We start from the raw sequence: 23,767 nt of genomic DNA, 5'->3' as shown, positions 1-23,767 counted from the left end.
TGTTGATCGCTTCTCGAAAGGGTTTTGCTTACTTCGGCTGGGACGGCGACTTGATCTTGATCGCGCCGCTGGTGATCTGCGCCTTCAGGTTCGTGATCTCGGTCTGCAGGTCGGACGGGATCGAGGAGCCCAGCTGCTGGCCGTAGACCAGGTCGGTGCCGCCGTCGGACAGGTCCAGGACGTCCTGGGTGCCGCCCTTGAAGTTGCCGGCCGCGGCGTCCTCGACGGTCTTCTTCACCGCGTTCTCGATGCCCTTGGTCACCGAGGCCAGGAACACCGAGCAGTCCTCGCTGTCCGAGACGCAGCCGTCGGTGTCGACCCAGATGACCTTCGCCTTGCCGCCCTTGGCCGAGGCGGTCGCGCCGCGCCCGGCGCCGCCGGCGACCGGGAAGATGATGTCGGCGCCCTGGTTGATGAAGCCGTCGGTGATGGACTTGCCCTTGTTGGTGTCCGTGAAGGAGTTCGAGAAGGTGCCGCTGCTGGGGTTGGTCTCGTCCCAGCCCAGGACCTTGACGCTCTTGCTCTTCGCGGTGTTGTAGTACTGGACGCCTTCCCAGAAGCCGTCCATGTAGATGGTCACCGGCGGGATGTTCAGGCCGCCCCAGGTGGCCACCACACCGGACTTGGAGGACGCGGCCGCCAGGTAGCCGGCCAGGAAGCCGCCCTGCGCGGTGTTGAACTCCATGCCGTGCACGTTCGGCACCGGCTTGTTGGTCTTGGTGTCCGCCGAGCTGTTGTCGACGATCGCGAAGTTCTGGCTGGGCTTGGCCGCGGCCTGGCTGTCGGTCGCGTCGGCCATCAGGCCGCCGACGGTGACGATCAGGTTGCAGTTCTGCGCCTCGAGGCTGGTGATGTTCGTGACGTAGTCGTTCTCGGTGGCCGACTGCACGTACTTGACCTTGGCCTTGCCGTCGGACTGCGCGTCCTGCATGCCCTTCCAGGCCGAGGCGTTGAACGAGCGGTCGTCGATGCCGCCGGTGTCGGTCACCATGCACGCCTGGAAGTTGGCGTTCGAGGCGGAGCCGCCGGACGACGACGTGGACGAGGACGACGCCGAGGTCGAGGACCCGGACGAGCTCGACGAGCCCGACGAGGCGGTCGACTTCGAGCCGCAGCCCGCGGCGGCCAGGGCCACCACGGCGGCGGTGGCGGCGATCCTGGTCATGTTGGTGGTGCGCACGGCTCCCCCTCCAGAAGTTTTCGAAAACACAGCCACGATGTGGACGACGGTAGACAGACTAAGCAGGGCGTACCTATTGGTCAGTCAGTTCAGCGCTTGCGGGGCCACATCGCAATACACCTGTGATCCCGGAACGTGCGAACTTTTTGGCATGATCGCACGACGCCGCCGGGGGATTACGGGGCGCACGCACCAAGGACCGGCGAAGCGCCGCGAAATGCGCATTCAGCGCAAAGGCGTGGTCGCTATCCGGTCATCGTGGTGTCAGCGGGGTGTTTTCGGGCCACGTGGGCGTTGAGCTTCCGTCAGGCCCGCGTTGTTCTGTGTTCGCCTGACGGTCTGCGCGATCGGCGACTGACCGCGGTGGGCGGTCGGCGGTCGGCGGTCGGCGGTCAGAAGTCAGCGCCTAGATCGACGTTCGGCGGTCAGCTGATCCAGTCGCACAGCGCGGCGGTGGCGAGCATCCGGACGCCGGCCGCGATCGCACCCTCGTCGGCCAGGAACGTCCCCTGATGCAGATCGCGCACGGCCTTGTCGCCGGGGGTGCGCACGCCGAGCCGGGCCATCGCGCCGGGCACCCGCTGCAGGTACCAGGCGAAGTCCTCGCCGCCGAGCGACTGCGGGGTGGTGCGGACCGCCTCGCCGCCGAGGGCCCGGGCGGCGGCCGTGCGCAGCAGCGCGACCGACTCGGCCTCGTTCACCACCGGCGGCACGCCCTGCACGTAGTCCAGGGTGTGCTTGACGCCGAACTTCGCGGCGATCGCGTCGATGAGCTCGTGCACCACGTCCGGGGCCTGGTTCCAGGCGTCCTGGTCCAGGGTGCGGATGGTGCCCCGGGCCGAGCCGTGGCCGGGGATCGCGTTCGGCGCGCTGCCGGCCGCGATCTGGCCCCAGACCAGCGACAGGCCGGCCCGCGGGTCGATGCGCCGGGACAGCGCCGCCGGCACCTCGGCCACGATCGAGGCCAGCGCGTAGACCAGGTCGGCGGTCAGGTGCGGCCGGGAGGTGTGGCCGCCGGGGCCGTCCAGGGTCAGCGAGACCAGGTCGCAGGCCGCGGTCAGCGCGCCGGTGCGCAGGCCGACCTGGCCGGCGTCCAGCTTCGGATCGCAGTGCACGGACAGGATCTTGCTGACCCCGTAGAGCGCGCCGTCGGCCACCATGTCCAGCGCGCCGCCGGGCATGACCTCCTCGGCGGGCTGGAAGATCAGCCGCACCGGCCGCGCCAGCCGGCCCTCGCGGGCCAGCTCGGCCAGCGTCAGCCCGGCGCCGAGCACCACGGCGGTGTGCACGTCGTGGCCGCAGGCGTGCATCACCCCGGGCACCCGCGAGCGGAAGTCGAGCTCGTTGCTCTCCTCGATCGGCAGCGCGTCGATGTCGGCCCGGAACGCCAGGAACGGCAGCTTCTCGGCGCCGGCGGGCACGATGTCGCAGACCAGCCCGGTCCCCACCCCGCGCACCCGCGGGGCGAGCCCGGCCCGCTCCAGCCGCGCGGCGATGGCGGCGGTGGTACGGAACTCGGCACGGCTCAGCTCGGGGTTGGCGTGCAGATCCCGGCGGAAGAGGACCAGCTCGGGCACGAGGTGCCCGGCGACGTCGAGGACGTGCGTGTACTGATCCGAAACCGGAGCCGAGTCGCTGGCGACCGGCACTTCGTGAGCCTGGTCCATTGCCCAAGGGTAGGCCCCGGGCACCGGACTGTGGGGCCAGTCGGTCAAATGATGCGCTGATCGGGTGAAGAAGATCGCGACTTTCTGACCCGATAGGAGGATTGACTCATGGCCCACATGGGTAGGACAGCATTTCTCCGACCTGGTCATGTCAGGGTGACGGATTGTGAAGACCCGCAGGCCCGCCCGACTCCCGCACCCCAGGCACCCCCTGCCCGGAACCCGCCGCGCGATCCAGGCCTACGCCTCGGCCCCCAGCGCCCCCGCCGGCGGCACGATGGAGTTCCGCGTCTCGGTCCCCAGCGCCGCCGCGTGCTCGGTCGCCGTGCGCCGGATCGGGACGGCGGTGCCGACGCCGGCGGTGCGGTTCGTCGGGGAGGACCAGGACGGGGCGGCGGTGGCGTGGGTGCGAGTCGCGGGAGTGGGGGCTGGCGGCGGATTCGGCGGTGGGCAGGGTTCGGCGCGGGACGCGGCTGCGGCCGAAGCAGCAGGCGGCGGATTCGATCGCGAGCGTGGTTCGGAGGGCGGCGGTGCCTGGCCGGCCGGCGATGAGTTCGGCGGCGAGCGCGGTTCGGCGCGGGACGCAGCCGCGGCCGAAGCAGCAGGCGGCGGATTCGGCGGCGCCCCTCATTCTCCTGGCGCCCCACAAGCCGCCGCAGGCGTGCCCGGCGACGTAGGCATCCCCCTCACCTGGTGCGACTGGGAACCCTCGCTCCTCCTCGACATCCCCGAGTCCTGGCCGCCGGGCCTCTACGTCGCGCGCTTCACCGTCGACGCGCCGCTCCTGTCCGTCGTCGCGATGCGCGGCCGCAGCGCCTATGTGCCCTTCGTCGTGCGCGGGCCGCTGGCCGCCGGCTTCCCGACGCTCGTGGTGCTCCCGTTCGCCGCGTACACCGCCGCGAACCCGTGGCCGGTCGCGGATGTGCGCCGCGCGCGGGCGCTGTCGTTCGACCGTCCCTTCGCGGGCAACGGCCTGCCCGGCGGGTTCGCCGCCGACGCCGCGTTCGTCGAGCCGCTGACCGGCACCGACTTCGCGACCAGCCTGGATCTGCACGCCGGCCTCGTCGATCCGGGCGCCTATCGCAAGGTCCTGCTGCGCGCCGATCTGTGGTCGCTCCGGATGCGCGCCGCCATCGCCAGGGCAGCGCTGTCCGGCACGGATGTCGGCGGCCTCGAAGGCGTTCCGCCGCCTTCCATCGACTTCGCGCCCGGGCCCGACGGCCGCGACAACAGAATCCTGGTTCATTACTGAACAGCGGCCGTGCTCGGGCCGTCAGCCCAGCATGCGCTCCAGCAGGTTCGCCGTCGCACGCTGGATCCGCGAGTCCGCGATCCCGTGCGCTGACAAGCCTTTCGCCCAATGGAACGTGCCGCCGTCGAAGACCAGTCCCCCGGCCGGCGTCCGGTGCAGCACGGTGTGCTGCACCCGCGGCTGCCCCTGCCCGGTGTACGGCGAGGCGGCCAGGATCTCGACGCCATCAGGGCTCTGCACCCACGGCTGCACCTGGTCGCACTCCCCCCACAGCAGCTCGGGGATCTGCTCGCCGTTCCGAACCCCCGTCCCGGCCCAGAACCAGTGCCCGGCGTTGTCCACGACCAGCGGCGCCGTGCCCTTCAGCGTCGACACGTACTGCGAGCCGAGCACCGCCTGCTCCGGACGCCCGGTCTGCCGCCACTGCGCGGTCCGCTCGTTCGCCGAGGCGGCGCCGGGGTCGGGCCGGTTCTTGTAGCAGACGACGGTCCGGCCGCCGTCCTCCAGCCGGATCCGCCAGTACACGTTGTTCGCGGCGAGGAACGCGACGTTCGCCCCGTTCGCGAGCGCCTTGTCGAGCGCGTCGCGCATCGGCGCCGACCAGTACTCGTCGTGCCCGGGGAAGATCAGGGCCTGGTAACGCGTCGGGTCCACGGTGCCGTCGTGCAGGTCGGCGCTGTCGGCGTACCCGACGGTCTTGCCGTGCGCGTCGGCCCACGTTTCGACCCACTTGGCGAACGACGTGTCCAGGTCGAAGTTCGCCGGCAGCCCGGTGACGTGGTACGGCCGCTCGAAGCTGACCTTCGTCGCGGCCTTGCCCTCGGTGTAGATCTTGCCGTCTTCCCAGGCGTAGTACAGGCTCGCGCCGGTCTTCTTGTCCTTGGGGTACTCGTTGTACGCCTGGTACGTCGGGAAGGGCAGCCCCACGAGGATGTCGTGGCTCCCCGCGTCGTCGCGCACCACGAACGGGACGCACGTCTGCAGGCCGTCGTCGGTGCGGAGCTTCGCGACGTGGATCCCGCTGCGCCAGCCGGCCGGCACGTCGAGGTGCCAGGTCGGGGTCCAGTCGCAGGTGATGGTGCGGGTGGTGAGGTCGAGCGAGGACCACGGCTGGGGCGCGCCGTCGAGCGCCTCGGTCTTCAGGACGCTGACATCCTCGGCGCCGACCCGGAACACCTCGACGGTGAAGCGCTGCGGGGGGTTCACCGACACCATGAAGTCGATGCCGGTGCCGCGGTTCACACTGTTGGCCGAGGCGTAGACGCGGATGCGGCCCTCGACGTCGCTGCTGGCGCAGGTGCCGCCGGACTTCGGCGACCAGACGGGCTCCCCGGCGGCGCCGACGTGCTCGGCGGGAGCGATGTCGCGGGTCGGCGGGAGCGGGTGCCGGGGATCGTACGGCTTGGCCCGGAACATGCCGGTGACCTCGCGCTTGGCTTTCGCCGCGACACGTCGGCCGTACTTGCCGATCCCCATGTTGACACCCATTGACGCCGCCGATCGATGGTGGAGCTGGCGCGGAACGCGCTTATCTGTGGCTATACCGGATCTGTGTGCGCAGATCTGCGACCATGGTAGTCGCGGTCTCAGGTCAGTCGAGTTGGCCTGAGACCGCGCCTTGCATGTCGGTCGGGGTGTCCGGCGCGACGGCGCTTCCGCCGGACGTCGGTCAGCCGAACTGGATGTGGTCCACGACGTGACCGCCGGCGTCGTACGTCGTGTAGTACTTCATGGCCTGCTGGTCCTGGTCACTGAGCGCCGGCAACAGGACGACGTAGTAGCCGTCGTTCTCGCCCGGGACCGGGACGATCGACTGCCGGGCGGTGGTGTGGCCGCCGATGGTGACGGCCATCGAGGCCACCTTCGTGGAGTCGACGCGGCCGATGAACGACCACAGCGCGAGACCGCTGGAATGCGAGACCATGCCGGACGACAGCGGCCCGCGCTGGGACTCGACGTCGCCGCCGCACTGACCGCCGGCGTCGAAGTCGGGCTGCGATCCAGGCGGGTTGCCGCCCCACTGCAAGCCGGTGTAGTCGCAGGTGGTGGTGCCGGCCTTGCCCTGCTCGGAGATCGGCAGGTGGCTGCCGAGGCCCAACATCAACGACTGGCTCTTGGAGACCACGAACAGGTCGCGCACCAGGCGCCACTGCTTGCCGTCGATGGTGCCGCTGGCGACGACGGTGAAGAGGTCGTCGGGGTTCGGGGCGCCGATGCTCCGGGTCAGTTGGGGGAGGGTGATCGACGCGCTGGGGCTCCGGGTCGGGGTCTTGGTGACGGCCGGGGCCGAGGATTCGGCCTGATCAGGGCCGGTGCTGTTGGTGGTGGCCGCCGGCTTCAACGTCCCAGGCCCGGCTCCCGCCCCGCTGCCGCCGGCGAAGATCGTCACCGCGGCGACCGGCAGCACGGCGAGCGCCGCCACTCCCGAGACCGCGGTAAGGCGCCGCCGCGCGCGCAACGCCGCGCCGCCCCTCATCACCGCGCCGACCGGGGTGGCGCCGATGTCGAGGCCGGCGACCTCGGCGCCGAAGGCGTCGTGCAGGTCGGCGTACGGGTGGTCGTGCCTGTGTTCGTACTCTGACTGGTCACTCATTCCGGTTCCTTCCTTCCGGATTCCTCCACGGTGGAGTCGCGATGGAAGTCGCGATCGACCAGCACCGCACTGGCCCGCAGCCGGGCGAGCGCCTTCGAGGCCTGACTCTTGACGGTCCCGACCGAGCACCCCATCACCGAGGCGACGTCGCGTTCCGAGAGGTCCTCCCAGTACCGCAGCACCACGACCGCCCGCTGCCGCGCGGGCAGCTCGGCCAGCGCCGCCATCAGCGCGGACCGCTGCGCGATCGGCTCGTGCGGGGTATGCGAGCGCCCGTCGAGCGGCACGGCCACCAGGTGCTCGGCGACCCGCCGCTTCCGGAAGCGCCCCGTATTCGCGTTGACCAGCACCCGCCGCACGTACGCGTCGACGTCATCAGCCCGCCGCACCCGCCGCCACGACGCGTAGACGCGGGTCAAGGCCGTCTGCGCCAGGTCCTCCGCCAGAAACCGATCCCCGGTCAGGAGAAAAGCGGTCCGCACCAACACCGGCCACCGCGCCGCCATGTACGCCTGGAACTCGGCATCGAGGTCGGCCTCAGCCTCGGCCACGGCGCCCACCCCCGCATCCCCGGCGCCGCCATCGGCCCCGGCCCCCGCGATCGCACTTCGTCGCATCGCGACCCCCTTCCGCCCTACCTAGAGCACGAAGCGCGTGGCGGGGTTGCCCGAGGGTAGCGGAAGGGCGGGCAGGGTGATCTTGGAGACCGCAAGGGCCTCGATCTCAGCGAGCGACAGCCGGTCGCGGGACCGTTCTCCCCGTTGAAGGTCCCGTCCGGTCCGAGCTCAAGCGAAAGCCCTAGAAAGCATCCGCCGGCACAAAAGTCCCCCAAACCTCCCGCAGCGCGTGGCTCACCTCGCCGCCGGTAGCCCGAGCGGCCAGAGCCTCCCGCATCGGGTACAGCACGTTCTCCGCATCCGTCCCCGCAGCGCGCTTCATCGCATCCAGCGCCTTCGACACCGCCGCGTTGTCGCGCTCGGCGCGCAGCTTCGCGAGGCGCTCCGCCTGCTGGGCCTCGATCGCGGGGTTCACACGGAGTGGTTCGTAGGGTTCCTCGACGTCGATCGTGTACTTGTTCACGCCGACGACCGTGCGCTTCCCGCTGTCGATCTCCTGCGTGATCTGGTACGCCGAGCGCTCGATCTCCTGCTTCTGGAAGCCGGCCTCGATGCCCGCGACCGCGCCGCCGTAGTCCTCGACGCGTGCCATCAGTTCCAGCGCCGCGGTCTCGACTTCGTCGGTCATGGCCTCGATGGCGTACGAGCCCGCGAAGGGGTCCACCGTCTTCGTGACGTCCGACTCGTACGCGATCACCTGCTGCGTCCGCAGCGCCAGCCGGGCCGCCTTCTCCGTCGGCAGGGCGATGGCCTCGTCGAACGAGTTCGTGTGCAGTGACTGCGTGCCGCCGAGCACGGCGCCGAGGCCCTGGAGCGCCACGCGCACCAGGTTGACCTCCGGCTGCTGCGCCATGAGCTGCACGCCGGCCGTCTGTGTGTGGAAGCGCAGCATCTGCGACTTCGGGTTCTTGGCGCCGAACTCGTCGCGCATCACGCGGGACCAGATGCGGCGGGCCGCGCGGAACTTGGCGATCTCCTCCAGCAGCGTTGTGCGGGCCACGAAGAAGAACGACAGGCGGGGCGCGAAGTCGTCGACGTCCAGGCCCGACGCCACCGCCGCGCGGACGTACTCGATGCCGTTCGCGAGGGTGAAGGCGATCTCCTGCGCGGGCGTCGCCCCCGCCTCGGCCATGTGGTAGCCGCTGATGGAGATGGTGTTCCACTTCGGGACTTCGCGGTGGCAGTACTGGAAGACGTTCGACACCAGGCGCAGGGACGGCTTCGGCGGGAAGATGTACGTCCCGCGGGCGATGTACTCCTTCAGGATGTCGTTCTGGATGGTGCCGGTCAGCCGGGCCGACGGCACCCCCTGCTCCTCGCCGACCAGCTGGTACATCAGCAGCAGGACCGCGCCCGGGGCGTTGATCGTCATCGACGTGGAGACCTCGCCGAGGGGGATGTCGTCGAACAGCACCCGCATGTCCTCGACCGAGTCGATCGCCACGCCGACCTTGCCCACCTCGCCGGCCGCGATCGCCTCGTCGGAGTCGTAGCCCATCTGGGTCGGCAGGTCGAAGGCCACCGACAGGCCCATGGTCCCGGCGTCGATCAGCTGGTGGTAGCGCCGGTTGGACTCCGCCGCGGTGCCGAAGCCGGCGTACTGGCGCATCGTCCACGGCTTGCCGGTGTACATCGTCGGGTACACCCCGCGGGTGAACGGGAAGGCGCCCGGCTCCCCCAGCTTGGCGGCCGGGTCCCAGCCGCTCAGCGCGGACGGGCCGTACACGGGCTCGATCGGCAGGCCGGACTCGCTCAGCGATGACACCTTCGGCGCTCCTAACGGCTACGGGGCTCGCGGCGAGGGAACGCGGCCTCCTGACCGCAGGTTATTCGGTACACCTACAGCGCACCAACGGAGGCCTGAAGCACACGTCACCCGCCGATTGCACCCCAATGCCACCAGCCCCGCGCCGCCGGCGGTACCCCTACCGACCCCAGCCTTCAGACGTACCGCCTTCAGAACCACCGCGTCAGACGTACCGCACCGGCAGCGCCTTGATCCCGTTGATCCACGCCGACCGCAGCCGTCGCACATCGCCGTCCGAAGCCAGCCCCGGCGCCAGCTCGGCCAGCGCCTCGAACATCAGGTTGATCTCCATCTTCGCCAGGTTCGCGCCCAGGCAGTAGTGCGGCCCGCCGCCCCCGAACCCGAGGTGCGGGTTGGGGTCGCGGGAGATGTCGAACGTGTGCGGCGCGGAGATCACGCTCTCGTCGTAGTTCGCCGAGGAGTACAGCATCACCACCCGCTGCCCGGCCTTGACCTCGACGTCCCCGACCAGGGTGTCAGCCACGGCGGTGCGCTGGAAGGAGATGATCGGCGTCGCCCACCGGACGATCTCGTCCGCGGCGGTCTTGGGCCGCTCCTTCTTATAGAGCTCCCACTGCGCGGGGTTGTCGAAGAACGCCTGCATCCCGTGCGTGATCGCGTTCCGCGTGGTCTCGTTGCCGGCCACCACCAGCATCATCACGAAGAAGCCGAACTCGTCGTCGTTCAGCTTCCCGAACCCGTCGCCGCGGTCGGCCTGGATGAGCTTGGTGACGATGTCGTCCTCGGGGTGCTCCCGCCGCTTCGCCGCCAGCTCCATCGCGTACACCAGCAGCTCGATGGAGGCGTTCTTGCCGTCCTCCTCGCTGACGTTCAGATCCGGGTCGTCGTAGCCGGTCATCGTGTTCGACCACTCGAACAGCTTCCAGCGGTCCTCCTGCGGCACCCCGATCAGGTCGGCGATCGCCTGCAGCGGCAGCTCACTGGCCAGGTCCGTGACGAAGTTCCCGCTCCCCCGCTCCGCCGCCTCGGCGACGATCCGGCGTGTGCGCTCCTTCAGCACCGACTCCAGCGCGTTGATCGAGCGCGGGGTGAACCCGCGCTGGACGATGTTGCGCATCTTGGTGTGGTCCGGCGCGTCGGCGTTCAGCATGATGACCTTCTGCATGTCCAGGTCTTCGCGCGTCACGCGGGGTCCGAAGCGCACCAGGGCGGTGTTCGGCGAGGAGGCGAACAGCTCCGGGTGGGTGGAGACGTACTTGACGTCGGCGTGGCGCGAGGCCACCCAGTACCCGTCGTCGCCGAACGGCTGCTGGGAGTCCGGGGTGGCGCACCACCACAGCCGCGCGGTCCGCCGCAGCTCGGCGAACTCCTCGAACGGCATCCGCTCCTCGTACAGGTCCGGATCGGTGAAGTCCCGGTTCACCGGGATCGCGGGCTTGGTCGTGACGGACATGCGAGCGCCTCCCGGCCGAGTCGTCTGACGGGTTGTCAGCTTCCGGTGTAGGGGCACCGTAATAACGTGTTCTAGTTTCCGCAATACCCATCGCGCCCGCGCTCGTTACCGGCCCGCAACCTGCGCACTCGCGGCGGATCCGCGACGTATTTAAGCCAACGAAAACGTTGGCAAATCCCTCACAAGGGCTAACACAACCCATTCGGCGTCCGAGCCCTGAGGAGTTGGTCACACTCGGCTTGCGAGTCCGTTTTGTCCACTTGATGATCGTTAGCATGACCGCTGGCATCGAAGCCTGTCCGCACGTCATGACTGCTGCGCACGGTATCGGTAGCCGTCTCGTCAGCTACTTCACCACCTGAGAGGCTGGGCATGGCAAGCGGAGCTCAGGGCGCCAAGGGCACCCTCTACCGCGGCCGGGAAGGCATGTGGAGCTGGGTCGCGCAACGCGTCACCGGCGTCCTCCTGTTCTTCTTCCTGTTCGCACACGTGCTCGACACGGCGCTGGTCCGCGTCAGTCCGCACACGTACAACCAGGTCATCGGCACGTACAAGAACCCCGTGGTGAACATCCTCGAGGTCGGCCTGGTCGGCGCCGTCATGTTCCACGCCTTCAACGGCCTGCGGATCATCGCCATCGACTTCTGGAGCAAGGGGCCGAAGTACCAGCGCCAGCTGCTCTGGGTCGTCGTCGGTCTGTGGGCGGTGCTGATGCTCGGCTTCCTGGAGCCGATGATGCAGCACACCTTCCACGAGTGGTTCGGGTGGTGACCGGTCTCATGTCCTCCTCTCACGTCGCTCTCGAGCCGCCGCGCACCGGCAACCCCGGCCGCTCCCAGCGCTTCCGCAGCCGCAAGGGCCCGGGCAAGGTCACCCGGGGCAACTTCGAGCTCTACTCCTGGCTGTTCATGCGGGCCTCCGGGGTCCTGCTGGTCTTCCTGGTCCTGGGCCACCTGTTCATCATGATGGTCACCGACGGCGGCGTGGAGAAGATCGGCTTCGCCTTCGTCGCCGGCCGCTGGGCCTCGCCGTGGTGGCAGTTCTGGGACCTGCTCCAGCTGTGGCTGGCGATGATCCACGGCACCAACGGCATGCGCACGGTCATCAACGACTACGCCGACAAGGACCGCACCCGCGCGATCCTCAAGGGCCTGCTGTACACGGCCTCCGTGCTGACGATCTTCCTCGGCACCCTGGTCATCTTCACGTTCGACCCGAGCATCAAGGGCTAGGCGCGCGCATGGCACCTCAGATCCACACTTACGACACCATCATCGTCGGCGCCGGCGGCGCGGGCATGCGCGCGGCCCTGGAGGCCTCCAAGCGCAGCCGCACGGCGGTGCTGACGAAGCTTTACCCGACCCGCTCCCACACCGGCGCGGCGCAGGGCGGCATGTGCGCCGCGCTGGCCAACGTCGAGGACGACAACTGGGAGTGGCACACCTATGACACCGTGAAGGGCGGCGACTACCTGGTCGACCAGGACGCCGCCGAGATCATGTGCAAGGAGGCGATCGACGCCGTCCTGGACCTGGAGAAGATGGGCCTGCCCTTCTCCCGGACCCCCGAGGGCAAGATCGACCAGCGGCGCTTCGGCGGGCACACCAAGGAGCACGGCAAGGCGCCGGTGCACCGGTCCTGCTTCGCCGCCGACCGCACCGGCCACATGATCCTGCAGACTCTGTACCAGAACTGCGTCAAGCAGGAAGTCGAGTTCTACAACGAGTTCTACGTCCTGGACCTGCTGCTGCACGAGGACCCGGACGGCACCAAGTACGCCGCCGGCGTCGTGGCGCTGGAGCTGGCCACCGGCGAGATCCACATCTTCCGCGGCAAGGCCGTCATCCTGGCCACCGGCGGCTTCGGCAAGGTCTTCAAGACCACCTCGAACGCGCACACCCTGACCGGCGACGGCATGGGCATCGTGTGGCGCCGCGGGCTGCCGCTGGAGGACATGGAGTTCTACCAGTTCCACCCGACAGGCCTGGCGGGCCTGGGCATCCTGCTCACCGAGGGCGCCCGCGGCGAGGGCGGCATCCTGCGCAACGCCGACGGCGAGCGCTTCATGGAGCGCTACGCCCCGACCATCAAGGACCTGGCGCCCCGCGACATCGTCGCGCGCTCCATGGTGCTGGAGGTCCGCGACGGCCGCGGCGCCGGGCCCAACAAGGACTACGTCTACCTGGACCTGACGCACCTGCCGGCCGAGCAGATCGAGGAGAAGCTGCCGGACATCACCGAGTTCGCCCGCACCTACCTCGGCGTGGAGCCGACGACGGAGCTGGTGCCGGTGTACCCGACCGCGCACTACGCGATGGGCGGCGTGCCGACCAACGTCTCCGGCGAGGTGCTGTCCGACAACGACACCGTCGTGAAGGGCATGTACGCGGCCGGCGAGGTGGCGTGCGTGTCGGTCCACGGCTCGAACCGCCTGGGCACCAACTCGCTGCTGGACATCAACGTCTTCGGCCGCCGCGCCGGCATCAACGCCGCGGAGTACACGGTCGGCGCCGAGCTCAAGCCGCTGCCGGCCGAGCCGGAGCAGGCCGTGGTGTCGATGGTCGAGGGCCTGCGCACCTCCACCGGCCACGAGCGCGTCGCGCAGATCCGGTCCGAGCTGCAGACGACCATGGACCAGAACGCCGGCGTGTACCGCAACGACGAGACGCTGGCGCAGGCCGAGAAGGACGTCAAGGAGCTGCAGCGCCGGTACCGGGACGTCGCCGTCCAGGACAAGGGCAAGCGGTTCAACACCGACCTGCTGGAGGCCGTGGAGCTGGGCTTCCTGCTGGACCTGGCCGAGATCCTGGTGCTCGGCGCCCGCAACCGGACCGAGTCGCGCGGCGCGCAGGCCCGCGAGGACTACCCGACGCGGGACGACGTGAACTGGCAGAAGCACACGATGGCCTACCGGGAGAAGGACGGCGAGGGTGGATACAAGATCCGCCTGGACTACAAGCCCGTCATCGTGACCCGCTACCAGCCGACGGAGCGTAAGTACTGATGAGCACCGCTACTGTGCAAGAGCACGTCGAGACGTCGGCCTCCGGCAAGGCCGGCATCGCGATGATGACCATCACGGTCCGCATCCGGCGCTACAACCCCGAAGTCGACGCCGCCCCGCACTGGGTCGACTACCAGGTCACGGCGGACCCGACGGCACGCATCCTGGACTCGCTGCACAAGATCAAGTGGGAGCAGGACGGCTCACTGACGTTCCGGCGCTCCTGCGCGCACGGCGTCTGCGGCTCGGACGCGATGCGGATCAACGGCAAGAACCGGCTGGCGTGCAAGGCCCTGGTGAAGGACCTGAACCCGAGCAAGCCGATCACCGTCGAGCCGATCCAGGGCCTGCCGGTGCTGAAGGACCTCGTGGTCGACATGGAGCCGTTCTTCCAGGCCTACCGCGACGTCAAGCCGTTCCTGATCGCGCACGGCAACGAGCCCACCCGCGAGCGGATCCAGTCGCAGAAGGACCGCGACCGCTTCGACGACACCACCAAGTGCATCCTGTGCGCGGCGTGCACCACGTCGTGCCCGGTGTTCTGGGCCGACGGGCAGTACTTCGGCCCGGCGGCGATCGTCAACGCGCACCGGTTCATCTTCGACTCCCGCGACGACGGGGCGAACGAGCGCCTGGAGATCCTGAACGACCGCGAGGGCGTGTGGCGCTGCCGGACCACGTTCAACTGCACCGAGGCGTGCCCGCGCGGGATCCAGATCACGCAGGCCATCGCCGAGGTGAAGCGGGCGCTGATCACCCGCAGGGTTATTTGATCCGTTTGGTCCATTGCGCCACGAAGACCCGCCGAGAGTGAATTCGGCGGGTCTTCCGCTTTTGCGAGGGCGGTTCGCGGGACGCTGGGAGGTGCTGTCCGCCGGCCGATCCGGGGCCGGCGGCACCTCTGACGAAGGGATCGACGATGCGCCGCTTCGCAGCCGTCACCGTCACCGCGCTGCTCTCCGCGGCGGCGCTCACCACCGGGGCCGGGGCCGCCCAGGCGTCTGACGGCTTCCGAGTCCACGTGCTCGGCGGTCTGCACCTCAAGCGCGTGGACGCCACGAGCGGGCAGACGCAGGTCACGTACTTGCTGTGTACGTCCACGGCGAGCGACGGCGCGGCGCCGGTGGTCCACGGCCTCGGCGGGCTGAAGGACGCGACCTCGGCGTGCGAGGAGCTGGCGGCGGTGCACGGGAACCTCGACGCGCTGTCGGTGCATCCGACGTGGCTGGCGCCGGCGGTCGTGGCGCCGGTGGAGGTCAGGGCGGCCGGGACGTGGGAGGGCGCGCGGGTGGCTTGGGGGCACAAGTACACGAATGGCGGATGGCTGGCCAGGGCGACCGGGGATGTGTTCGCGTTCTGAGCTGACACAGGCAGGCTGAGGCAGGCAGGGCTGAGAGGAGTGCCTAGTAGTTCTCGCCGGTAGTTCTCGCCGGCGAGCAGCGGCTAACTCCCCAGCTCCCGCCGCTGCTTCTCCTCGGCGATCGCCCGCTCCACGGCGGCGCGGTCGTCGGGGTTCAGAGGGCTGAAAACCGTCGGCTCGCCCGGCAACGCGTGGTTGCCCGCCCCGGCGCGCAGACCGTCGAGCAGGATGCCCACGAGCCGGTCGGTCAGCGTCTCCGGATCGGTCATCGGCGGCCGGCTGGGACCGCTCTGCGACAGCATCCCGGCCAGCATCTGGACCTCCAGGAAGCTGATGTCCGCGCGCAGCTGCCCGGCCTCCTGGGCCCGCAGGTACACGCCCTCGACGGCGTCGATCGCCTCGCGCATCGCGGCGGAGACCGCCGGGTCGTCGATCAGGTCGAAGCGTTCGCGGAAGATCACCGGCAGCGTCGGCCCCAGGCCCAGACCCGCCACCGCGCGGACCAGCGCCTCCCAGGCCGGCGGGCCGGCGGGGGCGGCCTGGGCCTCGGCCTGCGCCCGGCGGGCCGCCGCCGACATGCCTTCGAAGAGGTCGACGAGCACGCCGCGCAGCAGCGCGTCCCGGTCCGAGAAGCGCCGGTACAGAGTCCCGATGCCGACGCCGGCGCGCTTGGCGATCTTGTCGAGCGCGACCGACGTGCCCTCCTCGACGTAGATCTCGCGCGCCGCGTCCAGCAGGGCGCGGCGGTTGTCCTCGGCATCGGCTCGCATGGCGCGCACTGTAGCGTCCCGAGCGGAACGGATGAAAATCCTCCACTTCTGCTATCCTCGACGCGATAGTGGATGAAAATGCTCCGTTTAGTGGGGGGTTCCCGATGACCGACACCATCCAGACCGCGTCCGGGGCGCGGGCCGCCGTGCCCGAGAAGGACCCCCGGCGATGGAAAGCCCTGATCTTCATAGCCGTGGCCCAGCTGATGGTCGTCCTGGACGGCACCATCATGAACATCGCGCTCCCCTCGGCCCAGCGCTCCCTCGGTTTCTCCGACGGCAGCCGGCAGTGGCTGATCACCGGCTACACCCTCGCCTTCGGCAGCCTGCTGCTGCTCGGCGGCCGCGTCGCCGACTACACCGGCCGCAAGCGCGCGCTGCTGATCGGCCTGACCGGCTTCGCGCTGGCCTCCGCGCTCGGCGGCGTGGCGCCGGACTTCGCCGTGCTGCTCATCGCGCGCTGCCTGCAAGGCGCGTTCGGCGCGCTGCTCGCCCCGGCCGCGCTGTCGCTGCTGGCCACGACGTTCACCGAGCCGCTGGAGCGCGCGAAGGCGTTCGGCCTGTTCGGCGCGGTCGCGGTCGGCGGCAACGCGATCGGGCTGCTGCTCGGCGGCCTGCTGACCGAGTACCTGAACTGGCGCTACTGCCTCTACGTCAACATCCCGATCGCCGCGATCGCCCTGTTCGGCGGCCTGCGGGAGATCCGGGAGTCGCGCGCCGAGGGCCGCATGAAGCTCGACCTGCCCGGCGTCGTGCTCGTGGTCGGCGGGCTGGTCGCGGTGGTCTACGGGCTCGGCCAGGCCTCGACCGACGGCTGGGGCTCCGGCACGGTCCTGGGCTGCCTGATCGGCGGCGCCGTGCTGCTGGTCGGCTTCCTGGTGGTGGAGTCGCGGGTGGCCGCGCCGCTGCTCCCGCTGCGCGTGCTGCTGTCCCGCACCCGCGGCGGCGCCTACCTCGCGGTCGGCACGGCGGCCGTGGGCATGTTCGCGCTCTTCCTCTTCCTGACGTACTACATGCAGGACGTGAAGAAGTACTCGGCGGTCATGACCGGCGTCGCGTTCCTGCCGATGACCGCGGCCATCATGGTCTCGGCGGTACTGCTCGGCAGCCGGCTGGTGCCGAAGGTCGCGCCGCGGCTGCTGATGGTCCCCGGCATGCTGATCGCGGCCGGCGGCCTGGCGCTGATGACCGCGGTCAAGCCGGACACCGGCTACGCGGCCGGCGTGCTGCCGGTGGAGGTGCTGGTGGGCCTGGGCCTCGGCCTGGTGATGGCGCCGGCGATGAACTACGCGACGCACAACGTGCGCCCCGAGGACGCCGGCGTCGCCTCGGCGACCGTCAACACCTCGCAGCAGGTGCTGGCCTCGGTCGGGATCGCGCTGTCCAACACGGTCGCGGCCAGCGCCACCAGCTCGTACCTGAAGTCGCACAAGCCCTCGCCGACGCTGGTGAACGACGCCGTGGTGCACGGCTTCACAACCGCCTCGGGGGTGGCGGCGGCGATCGTGCTGGGCGGGGCGGTGGTCGTGGCGCTGCTGATGAACACCGGCAAGCCGGATCCGGCGGCGCTCGCGGCCGACGCGCCGAAGGCCGTCCACATGTAGGGTGCGCGCCCAAGCCGCTCGGCGCGTGACGCAACCCCCTGCATCCGCCGCTTCGTCAGTGGGGTGACCACGGAGGGAGCGGCGGATGCGGGAAGAGCGCGAGCGGGAGTTTGACGAGTTCGTCCTCGCACGGCAGCAACGGCTGCTGCGCACCGCGTATCTGTTGTGCGGGGACTGGCATCTGGCCGAGGACCTGACGCAGAACGCGCTGGCGAAGGTGTATGTGGGCTGGAGCCGGATTCAGCGCGTGGAGCAGATCGACGCCTATGTGCACCGGATGCTGTTCCGGACCTTCGTCGACACCTACCGGCGGCGCCGGAAGCGGGAGATCCTGAGCGCGGCCGTTCCGGACATCGCCGGCGTCGGCACCACCAGCGACGTCCGCCTGACTCTGTTGGCCGCGCTCGCCGAAGTCTCCCCGCGCTATCGCGCCGTTCTGGTGCTGCGGTACTGGGAGGACCGCAGCATCGCCGAGACGGCCGCGGCCCTCGGCATCTCCGACGGTTCGGTGAAGTCGCACGCCAACCGTGGTCTCCAGCAATTGCGCTCGGTCCTCGGGGACCAGGCGCTGGATCTCACCTCGTGAGGAGGCCGGGCATGCACGACCACGGACAGGAACACCAACGGGAACGAGAGCAGGAACACGAGCAGGAGCACTACGGAGCGGAGGACATCGAGCACTGGCTCGCGGCGGCGGCGCCGGAGGAGGTGCCGGTCCTGGTCGACCTCCACCATCGCGCCCGGGCCCTGGGACGGCGCAGGCGGACGCATCGCCGGGCGCTGGCGGCCGGCGGGGTCGGCGTGACCACGGCCGCGGTGGTCACGGCGGTACTCGTGGTGGGGCACGCGGGTCCCGCCACCGCCCCGGGCCCGGCGACCACGACGCAGACCTCGACGGCGCCCACGAACCTGATGCCGTCCAAGCCGCTGCCCGAAATCATGGGTTCGCCGCTCGAGGACGACCGGCCGGCGGCGCAGGCCGCTGTGAAGGCCTTCGAGGCGGCACTGCCCGCCGGCAGCACACTGAAGTACGCCAAGGCCTACGTCGGCAACCCGGCGGTCGGGCCGGTGCCCGAGAGCGTGTTCGGCATCATGCTCGATGTCGTCGAGCCGTCGGGCCGGGCCTACAACCTGCAGGTCGACGTCGGCCAGAACCCTTTCAAGGCAGACTGGGACTGCGACAAGCCGATCCAGTGCGGCGACGCCCGGTTCCTCGGACTCGCCGCCCAGTGGCAGTCCTCCCGGGCAAGCGCGCCCACCTGGGACGGAGAGTTCGACACGGTCTTCACCATCCGCGACCTCACCAGCACCCACTACAACTTCGGGTTCCGGGCCGACAACAAGGACCTCTCGAAACTCCCTGATCCCCAGGAACTCCGGACGATCGGCCTGAACGAGAAGCTCGGCGCGGCCTTGGTGGCCGCGTTCAAACAGGTCCCGTAAACCCCAGAACCCCGGGCCCGAAAAACCCGAATCACCGCCGGCCGCTCACAACCAGCCGCGCTGCTGCGCCGCCTGGACCGCCTCGGTGCGGTTCCGGGCGGCGGTCTTCTGGATGCAGGCCGACAGGTAGTTGCGCACCGTGCCCTCCGACAGGTGCAGCCGCCGCGCGATGTCGGCGATGGTCGAGCCGTCGGCGGAGGCCGCGAGCACGTCGCGCTCACGCGGCGTCAGCGGATTCTCCCCGGCGGCGAGCGCGGCGGCGGCCAGATCCGGGTCGATGACCCGCTCCCCGCGCAGCACCTTCCGGATCGCCGCGACCAACTCGGCCACCGGCGCGTCCTTCACCAGGAACGCCGAAGCCCCGGACTCCATCGCGCGCCGCAGGAACCCCGGCCGCCCGAACGTGGTCAGGATGATGATGCGCACATCCGGCAGCGCCCGGTGCAACGCGTCGGCGGCATCAAGCCCGGACATCCCCGGCATCTCGATGTCCAACAGCGCGACCCGCACATCCGCGGCCTTCGCCGCCGCCAGCACCTCATCGCCGCGCCCCACCTCCGCGACGACCTCCAGATCGTCCTCGAGATTGAGCAGCGTCGCCAGGGCGCCGCGCACCATGGCCTGGTCCTCAGCGAGCAGGAGGCGGACGACGTCGGCGGGCGCGGTGGTCATGGGGCCAACCTACCGGGAACGATTCGGGCGGGGCGGTGGGGAAGTCGGCCGCAGCGCAGGCTCGCGCGCCGCACACAACCGCATCCCGCCGCGAACAGCCATGCCCGCCATCACCCAGCTGCTGTGTAGTTCATCCGCACATTCCTGCCCCTGCCCAAAACCGCACCCGGCCGCGCCAGCCACCATCCAGCCCGACCGCCACCCTTGTCCGACCAGCATCGGGCCGCCGCGCCAGGTTCGCCCGGCAATCACTCAGCCGCCGCGCAGCCCTATCCGCACATGCCCGGCCGCGCCAGCCACCATCCAGCCGCACCGCCGGCACCAAGCCCCACACCCCGCCCTACCCCGCAACCCCCTTCACCGGAGCCGCCGCCACCAACCGAAAGTCCCCGTCGTTCCCGCCCACCGACAGCCGTCCCCCGACCTCGTCCAGCCGCTCGCGCAGGCCGGTCAGCCCGTGGCCGCCGCAGCTGTCGGTGTCGCCGACCGTCGCTGCCAGGCCGCGGCCGTCGTTGCGCACCGTGAGCACCATCTCGTCGCCGCTGCGTACCAGCGTGATGTGCACGTGCTCCGCGGCGCTGTGGCGGATGGCGTTCGTCACCGCCTCGCGGAGGCACCAGGCCAGCGCGGATTCGCTCCGCGCGTCGAATTCTTCCGTTGCGGCGGCGACGTCGGGGGAGGCGTCGAGCTTGATTCCGGCCGCGTCGAGGGCCAGGTGTGCCGAGGCCACCTCCACTGCCAGTGTCGCGCGGCGGTAGCCGCTCACCGCCTGGCGGATGTCGGTCAGGGTCTGGCGGGAGACCTGCTCGATCTCGCCGACCTCGGTCAGCGCCGCGTCGAGGCGCGGGGTCGGGCCCTCCGGTGCCGCGTCGCGGGCTTTGGCCAGCATGCGCTGGGCCAGTTCCGCCTTCAGGGTGATGGTCGCCAGCGAGTGGCCGGTCAGGTCGTGCAGGTCGCGCGCGAGGCGGAGTCGTTCCTCGTTCGCCGCCAGGTGCGCGACCTGGTTGCGGGCCTCGCGGAGTTCGCCGATCAGGGCGGCCATCTGGCGGATGCCCAGGGTGGACATGCCGGCGAAGAAGATCGGGAACGCCAGGGTCAGCCAGGTGGAGACCGAGCGGAGGTCGGCGCTGAGCAGGACGCAGACGGTCATCAGTCCCAGCGCCGCGAACACGCCGCGGGCCGCGGTGCCGTCGCGCATCGTCAGGCCCAGGCCCGCGCCGGCTCCGACGTACACCCACATGCCGGCCAGGTCCGAGTCGACCCAGACGCTGGTCACGAAGGCCAGCGCCGCCATGATCGCCAATGTCGGGACCACCGCTCTCGGGGCCTCGTTGACCACCCCGATCGGGCCCGACTTCGGGTACACCGAGTACGCCAGCCAGGCGTAGACCAGCACGAAGACCGTGACCAGGCCGTAGATCAGCCACTTGAAGCCCGGCGAGTGGTCCGACCGGCTCACCTTCGCCACCGGGTCGACCAGGTAGAACAGCCAGACCGCGGCGAACAGCCACTTGAACCGGCCCGGCTGTCCGACCCGCGGCGCCTTCAGCATCAGAGGCGGGTCCGCGTAGGCCGAACGGCCGGCCCTTTCCGCGGCGCCGGCCATCCCCTCCTCGGCCGTCGCCGACGGCCCCTCGGCCGACCGCTCGTTCCCCACGTCCATCACCTCCGTATCGTGCCTCGCCCACGGGTTCCCTCCGCAACCCGGCGGGCCCCGGTGTCGGCGGACGGAACCAGCCGACCGGCACCGGGGACCCCGCCGGTCACATCACTGCTCCTTCGCCGACCGGTACGAGACCACGGCCAGCAGGGCGAAGAGCACGCCCCACCCGAGCACCACCGCGACCGAGGTCGCCGAGACCTTCCCGCTGCTGATGATGTCCGTGCCCAGTTTGTGCGCCTGGTACGTCGGGAACCACTTGCCGATCTTCTCAAGCGTGCCGCCGAGCGGGAACCACAGGCCGCCCAGGATCGCCATCGGGAAGAACACCAGCATCACGGCCGGCTGCGCGGTCTCCGGGTCGAACCGGTAGCCGATCGCCACCGCCAGCGAGACGAAGGTCATCGAGGCGATCCACAGCACCAGGGCGTTCACGACCCACTTCCAGGCCGGCATCTCCACATGGTTCAGGAACGCGCCGATCCCGAACACCACCAGCACCGACGGGATGGTCGTGGCCAGCGAGGTGACCACCTTGGCGAAGACGTACCCCCAGCCCGGCAGCGGCGTCAGCCGCAGCTGCCGGGTCCAGCCGGACTTGCGCTCGGTGGCGATCCGGATGGAGTTGTTCATCAGGGCCCCGGCGAACGCGCCGTACGTGGCCATCGCCAGCATGTAGTAGGCCTTGAAGTCGACCCCGTCGGCCTGCGTGCTCTGCTTGCCGACGATCAGGTACAGCGCCGCCGGCATCGCGATCGCGAAGATCAGGTAGCGGCCGTTGCGGATCACCCGCATCACGTCCAGCTTGGTGAGCGTCAGCGTGGCACTCATCGCGCCGCCTCCAGAGTCGCGGTGTCGGTGTCCCCGACGGAGTTGTCCTCGGCGGTGATCGCCAGGAATGCCTGCTCCAGGCCCAGCGCCTGGATCTCGATCTCGGCCGGCCGGTATCCGGCGTCCAGCAGCGCGTACAGCGTCGCGTCGGAGTCGGAGGACTGCAGCCGCACGATGTCCGACTGCCGCTCCACGTGCACCAGGTTCGGCAGCCGGTGCAGCACCGCGTCCGGCACGCCGGGCAGCCGGAACGACAGCCGCTTGGCGCCCGCGCTGGCCTTGATCTCGGCCGCCGAGCCGTCGGCGAGCAGCCGGCCCTTGTTGATGACGATGACGCGCTCGGCGAACTGGTCCGCCTCTTCCAGGTAGTGCGTGGCGAACAGCACCGTCTTGCCCTCGTAGGCGCGCTCCCGCATGGTCGCCCAGAACGCCTGGCGGTTCTCCACGTCCATCCCGGTCGTGGGCTCGTCCAGGACGATCAGCGGGCTGTCGCCGATGATCGCCATCGCGAACTGCACGCGCTGCTGCTGCCCGCCGGACAGCTTGTCCACCCGGCGGTCGGCCAGGTCGGCGATGTTCGCCCGCTTCAGCGCCTCGGCGACCGGGATCGGCCGCGGGTGCAGCTTCGCCCACAACCCGACCTGCTCGCGCACCGTCACGTCGCTCATCAGCCCGCCGGACTGCAGCATCGCCCCGACCATGCCGTGCTTGATGGCGTCGGCGGCGGTGCCGCCGAACAGCGCCACCCGGCCGGAGTCGGGCCGGCTCAGCCCGAGCAGCATGTTCAGCGAGGTGGACTTCCCGGCGCCGTTCGGGCCGAGGAAGGCGATGGTCTGGCCGGGCCGCAACGCCATCGTCAGGTGGTTGACGGCGTGCACCGGCCCCTTGGGCGAGTGGAAGGTCTTGCTCACGTTCTCGAACTCGACTACCGCCCCGTCCGGGCTTCGAGCGTCTCGTGGCATGTCAGTCGTCCCCAGTGTCCTCAGTGGTGTGTGCGGGTCTCACGTCTCCCCGTTCGACATCCATGACACCACCGTGACCAGGGCCGCAACCATTGCGGAAGCTCGTGAAAACGGCATGACAGCTGTCATGGCCCCAGGGGTGAGAAACGCGCTGAGAACCGCACTGAGGTGATCTCAGCGACTATCGCCAGATCATCTTGTGCTCGAACTGCGTGAGGACGAGGGCGGAAACAGGTGAGGATGCGGGTGTTCCGCCGGGTCCCGAGCGTGTGCCGGTTCTCTCGTAGCAGTCCGGCGACGAACCAGATCATGGCGCGGGGCACAGCGAGCCTGGCAGAAAAGAAGATCCCGGTCGGGTCGCGGATCTCTGAGGTCCCCACGGCGTTCAGGCAGTCGCACAACCTGCTCCGATGGATGCTGGGCGTGGTTGGCGGAGATGGGCACGTGAGACGATCGTGGCGTGGAGACTCCCGGTCCTTCGTACGGCCGGCGCCTACTGATCGAGGCGCTGATCGTGACAGCGGCTGACGCTTCGAGCCAAGTAGCCTGGCTGGAGAAGTACGGCGTCGGGGCGGACGAAATCGCCTTGGACTTCGATCACGCGTTCGGCATGGCCGAGTATCTGGTCGCGGCAGGACAGTTCAGTCCTAGCGCCATGTCTGACCTGCAGGAAATCGACGCGGTCTTCGAGGAGATGAGTGGCCCGGACAACGCTGATCGGTGGACGCTGGAAGCGCTGTCCACCGATGCAGGCTGGAGTCGAGTCCGTCACCTGGCCCGCCGAGTCCTCACTACTGAACTGGGTGATTGGGGACTGCCCATGCCGGAGGTTTGCATCATCCGTTGACACGGCCGAATCGCCTGCTGAGATCACCTCACTGAGAACCGCACCGGGCGCCCGGGACGATCGGCACCGAGACCGGCACCGGGC

22 protein-coding genes are annotated in these 23,767 nt (G+C 69.8%); 10 read left to right on the top strand and 12 right to left on the bottom strand.

The features are described from left to right. Positions 1 to 28: 28 nt before the first annotated feature. Together ABH920_RS38465 and ABH920_RS38460 are read right to left on the bottom strand one after the other, a co-directional pair. Positions 29 to 1,180, bottom strand: a complete 1,152-nt coding sequence (locus ABH920_RS38465) for a BMP family protein (protein ID WP_370354224.1) — start codon at positions 1,178 to 1,180, stop codon at positions 29 to 31. Between the two features lie 425 nt (positions 1,181 to 1,605). Next, entirely contained in the window at positions 1,606 to 2,847 is a 1,242-nt protein-coding gene (locus tag ABH920_RS38460; RefSeq protein WP_370354223.1) for an amidohydrolase, read from the bottom strand. A gap of 166 nt (positions 2,848 to 3,013) precedes the next feature. On the opposite strand from ABH920_RS38460, the gene ABH920_RS38455 reads away from it, so the two are divergent. Next, a complete protein-coding gene (locus ABH920_RS38455) occupies positions 3,014 to 4,099 on the top strand; it encodes a N,N-dimethylformamidase beta subunit family domain-containing protein (RefSeq protein ID WP_370354222.1) in 1,086 nt (361 codons plus the stop codon). A gap of 21 nt (positions 4,100 to 4,120) precedes the next feature. Here ABH920_RS38455 and ABH920_RS38450 read toward each other — a convergent pair whose 3' ends face one another. The 5 genes from ABH920_RS38450 to ABH920_RS38430 form a co-directional block, all read right to left on the bottom strand. After that, on the bottom strand, positions 4,121 to 5,575 hold the full coding sequence (locus tag ABH920_RS38450) for a N,N-dimethylformamidase beta subunit family domain-containing protein (protein WP_370354221.1): 1,455 nt from the start codon (positions 5,573 to 5,575) through the stop codon (positions 4,121 to 4,123). Positions 5,576 to 5,768: 193 nt separating this feature from the next. Then, on the bottom strand, positions 5,769 to 6,692 hold the full coding sequence (locus ABH920_RS38445; protein WP_370354220.1) for a hypothetical protein: 924 nt from the start codon (positions 6,690 to 6,692) through the stop codon (positions 5,769 to 5,771). Next, positions 6,689 to 7,309 (bottom strand): SigE family RNA polymerase sigma factor, encoded by a 621-nt coding sequence (locus tag ABH920_RS38440; RefSeq protein WP_370354219.1) that lies wholly within the window; start codon positions 7,307 to 7,309, stop codon positions 6,689 to 6,691. Before ABH920_RS38440 ends, ABH920_RS38445 begins: the two co-directional genes overlap by 4 nt. A gap of 181 nt (positions 7,310 to 7,490) precedes the next feature. Further along, positions 7,491 to 9,074: a methylmalonyl-CoA mutase gene (locus ABH920_RS38435; RefSeq protein ID WP_370354218.1), complete on the bottom strand. Its 1,584-nt coding sequence runs from the start codon at positions 9,072 to 9,074 to the stop codon at positions 7,491 to 7,493. Between the two features lie 205 nt (positions 9,075 to 9,279). Next, positions 9,280 to 10,530 carry a cytochrome P450 gene (locus ABH920_RS38430; RefSeq protein WP_370354217.1) on the bottom strand — a complete coding sequence of 417 codons (1,251 nt, stop codon included), beginning with the start codon at positions 10,528 to 10,530 and terminating at the stop codon, positions 9,280 to 9,282. A gap of 372 nt (positions 10,531 to 10,902) precedes the next feature. On the opposite strand from ABH920_RS38430, the gene sdhC reads away from it, so the two are divergent. The 5 genes from sdhC to ABH920_RS38405 all read left to right on the top strand — a co-directional run bounded on the left by sdhC (position 10,903) and on the right by ABH920_RS38405 (position 14,894). Continuing rightward, the gene (gene sdhC, locus ABH920_RS38425) at positions 10,903 to 11,301 is read left to right on the top strand and encodes a succinate dehydrogenase, cytochrome b556 subunit (protein ID WP_370354216.1); all 399 of its coding nucleotides are present in this window, start codon (positions 10,903 to 10,905) and stop codon (positions 11,299 to 11,301) included. Positions 11,302 to 11,309: 8 nt separating this feature from the next. Beyond that, on the top strand, positions 11,310 to 11,762 hold the full coding sequence (locus ABH920_RS38420) for a succinate dehydrogenase hydrophobic membrane anchor subunit (RefSeq protein WP_194912089.1): 453 nt from the start codon (positions 11,310 to 11,312) through the stop codon (positions 11,760 to 11,762). A gap of 8 nt (positions 11,763 to 11,770) precedes the next feature. Next, positions 11,771 to 13,534: a succinate dehydrogenase flavoprotein subunit gene (sdhA, locus tag ABH920_RS38415; protein WP_370354215.1), complete on the top strand. Its 1,764-nt coding sequence runs from the start codon at positions 11,771 to 11,773 to the stop codon at positions 13,532 to 13,534. Next, positions 13,534 to 14,307 (top strand): succinate dehydrogenase iron-sulfur subunit, encoded by a 774-nt coding sequence (locus ABH920_RS38410; RefSeq protein ID WP_370354214.1) that lies wholly within the window; start codon positions 13,534 to 13,536, stop codon positions 14,305 to 14,307. Before sdhA ends, ABH920_RS38410 begins: the two co-directional genes overlap by 1 nt. 146 nt (positions 14,308 to 14,453) lie before the next feature. Further along, positions 14,454 to 14,894 carry an SSI family serine proteinase inhibitor gene (locus tag ABH920_RS38405; protein ID WP_370354213.1) on the top strand — a complete coding sequence of 147 codons (441 nt, stop codon included), beginning with the start codon at positions 14,454 to 14,456 and terminating at the stop codon, positions 14,892 to 14,894. Positions 14,895 to 14,977: 83 nt separating this feature from the next. On the opposite strand, the gene ABH920_RS38400 is transcribed toward ABH920_RS38405, so the two are convergent. Beyond that, positions 14,978 to 15,664 (bottom strand): TetR/AcrR family transcriptional regulator, encoded by a 687-nt coding sequence (locus tag ABH920_RS38400; RefSeq protein ID WP_370354212.1) that lies wholly within the window; start codon positions 15,662 to 15,664, stop codon positions 14,978 to 14,980. Between the two features lie 104 nt (positions 15,665 to 15,768). Between ABH920_RS38400 and ABH920_RS38395 the strand changes: the two genes are divergently transcribed. The 3 genes from ABH920_RS38395 (at position 15,769) to ABH920_RS38385 (ending at position 18,711) form a co-directional block, all read left to right on the top strand. After that, positions 15,769 to 17,268: an MFS transporter gene (locus ABH920_RS38395; RefSeq protein ID WP_370354210.1), complete on the top strand. Its 1,500-nt coding sequence runs from the start codon at positions 15,769 to 15,771 to the stop codon at positions 17,266 to 17,268. 85 nt (positions 17,269 to 17,353) lie between these two features. Continuing rightward, on the top strand, positions 17,354 to 17,854 hold the full coding sequence (locus tag ABH920_RS38390; RefSeq protein WP_370354209.1) for a SigE family RNA polymerase sigma factor: 501 nt from the start codon (positions 17,354 to 17,356) through the stop codon (positions 17,852 to 17,854). 11 nt (positions 17,855 to 17,865) lie between these two features. Beyond that, the gene (locus ABH920_RS38385; protein ID WP_370354208.1) at positions 17,866 to 18,711 is read left to right on the top strand and encodes a hypothetical protein; all 846 of its coding nucleotides are present in this window, start codon (positions 17,866 to 17,868) and stop codon (positions 18,709 to 18,711) included. Between the two features lie 45 nt (positions 18,712 to 18,756). Here the strand turns inward: ABH920_RS38385 and ABH920_RS38380 are convergent, their stop codons facing one another. From ABH920_RS38380 to ABH920_RS38365, 4 genes are all read right to left on the bottom strand, one after another. Continuing rightward, the gene (locus tag ABH920_RS38380; RefSeq protein WP_370354207.1) at positions 18,757 to 19,383 is read right to left on the bottom strand and encodes a response regulator; all 627 of its coding nucleotides are present in this window, start codon (positions 19,381 to 19,383) and stop codon (positions 18,757 to 18,759) included. Positions 19,384 to 19,723: 340 nt separating this feature from the next. Beyond that, positions 19,724 to 21,046 carry a sensor histidine kinase gene (locus ABH920_RS38375; protein ID WP_370354334.1) on the bottom strand — a complete coding sequence of 441 codons (1,323 nt, stop codon included), beginning with the start codon at positions 21,044 to 21,046 and terminating at the stop codon, positions 19,724 to 19,726. A gap of 105 nt (positions 21,047 to 21,151) precedes the next feature. Next, positions 21,152 to 21,874, bottom strand: coding sequence for an ABC transporter permease (locus tag ABH920_RS38370; RefSeq protein WP_370354206.1), 723 nt, complete (start codon positions 21,872 to 21,874; stop codon positions 21,152 to 21,154). Then, a complete protein-coding gene (locus ABH920_RS38365) occupies positions 21,871 to 22,836 on the bottom strand; it encodes an ABC transporter ATP-binding protein (RefSeq protein WP_370354205.1) in 966 nt (321 codons plus the stop codon). Before ABH920_RS38365 ends, ABH920_RS38370 begins: the two co-directional genes overlap by 4 nt. 460 nt (positions 22,837 to 23,296) lie before the next feature. Between ABH920_RS38365 and ABH920_RS38360 the strand changes: the two genes are divergently transcribed. Continuing rightward, positions 23,297 to 23,683, top strand: coding sequence for a hypothetical protein (locus tag ABH920_RS38360; RefSeq protein WP_370354204.1), 387 nt, complete (start codon positions 23,297 to 23,299; stop codon positions 23,681 to 23,683). The last annotated feature ends 84 nt before the right edge of the window (positions 23,684 to 23,767 follow it).

Origin of the sequence: Catenulispora sp. EB89 (genome assembly GCF_041261445.1) — a bacterium.
In the GTDB taxonomy this organism is placed as follows: Bacteria; Actinomycetota; Actinomycetes; order Streptomycetales; family Catenulisporaceae; genus Catenulispora.
This window is presented reverse-complemented; position numbering and strand designations above follow the sequence as displayed.

What these genes read in the sequence shown, in the direction of transcription:
- ABH920_RS38460 (WP_370354223.1), bottom strand. Translation starts at nt 2,847, where the DNA reads ATGGACCAGGCTCACGAAGTGCCGGTCGCCAGCGACTCGGCTCCGGTT.
- ABH920_RS38450 (WP_370354221.1), bottom strand. Translation starts at nt 5,575, where the DNA reads ATGGGGATCGGCAAGTACGGCCGACGTGTCGCGGCGAAAGCCAAGCGC.
- ABH920_RS38445 (WP_370354220.1), bottom strand. Translation starts at nt 6,692, where the DNA reads ATGAGTGACCAGTCAGAGTACGAACACAGGCACGACCACCCGTACGCC.
- ABH920_RS38440 (WP_370354219.1), bottom strand. Translation starts at nt 7,309, where the DNA reads ATGCGACGAAGTGCGATCGCGGGGGCCGGGGCCGATGGCGGCGCCGGG.
- ABH920_RS38430 (WP_370354217.1), bottom strand. Translation starts at nt 10,530, where the DNA reads ATGTCCGTCACGACCAAGCCCGCGATCCCGGTGAACCGGGACTTCACC.
- sdhC (WP_370354216.1), top strand. Translation starts at nt 10,903, where the DNA reads ATGGCAAGCGGAGCTCAGGGCGCCAAGGGCACCCTCTACCGCGGCCGG.
- ABH920_RS38420 (WP_194912089.1), top strand. Translation starts at nt 11,310, where the DNA reads ATGTCCTCCTCTCACGTCGCTCTCGAGCCGCCGCGCACCGGCAACCCC.
- sdhA (WP_370354215.1), top strand. Translation starts at nt 11,771, where the DNA reads ATGGCACCTCAGATCCACACTTACGACACCATCATCGTCGGCGCCGGC.
- ABH920_RS38410 (WP_370354214.1), top strand. Translation starts at nt 13,534, where the DNA reads ATGAGCACCGCTACTGTGCAAGAGCACGTCGAGACGTCGGCCTCCGGC.
- ABH920_RS38405 (WP_370354213.1), top strand. Translation starts at nt 14,454, where the DNA reads ATGCGCCGCTTCGCAGCCGTCACCGTCACCGCGCTGCTCTCCGCGGCG.
- ABH920_RS38400 (WP_370354212.1), bottom strand. Translation starts at nt 15,664, where the DNA reads ATGCGAGCCGATGCCGAGGACAACCGCCGCGCCCTGCTGGACGCGGCG.
- ABH920_RS38395 (WP_370354210.1), top strand. Translation starts at nt 15,769, where the DNA reads ATGACCGACACCATCCAGACCGCGTCCGGGGCGCGGGCCGCCGTGCCC.
- ABH920_RS38390 (WP_370354209.1), top strand. Translation starts at nt 17,354, where the DNA reads ATGCGGGAAGAGCGCGAGCGGGAGTTTGACGAGTTCGTCCTCGCACGG.
- ABH920_RS38385 (WP_370354208.1), top strand. Translation starts at nt 17,866, where the DNA reads ATGCACGACCACGGACAGGAACACCAACGGGAACGAGAGCAGGAACAC.
- ABH920_RS38380 (WP_370354207.1), bottom strand. Translation starts at nt 19,383, where the DNA reads ATGACCACCGCGCCCGCCGACGTCGTCCGCCTCCTGCTCGCTGAGGAC.
- ABH920_RS38375 (WP_370354334.1), bottom strand. Translation starts at nt 21,046, where the DNA reads ATGGACGTGGGGAACGAGCGGTCGGCCGAGGGGCCGTCGGCGACGGCC.
- ABH920_RS38370 (WP_370354206.1), bottom strand. Translation starts at nt 21,874, where the DNA reads ATGAGTGCCACGCTGACGCTCACCAAGCTGGACGTGATGCGGGTGATC.
- ABH920_RS38365 (WP_370354205.1), bottom strand. Translation starts at nt 22,836, where the DNA reads ATGCCACGAGACGCTCGAAGCCCGGACGGGGCGGTAGTCGAGTTCGAG.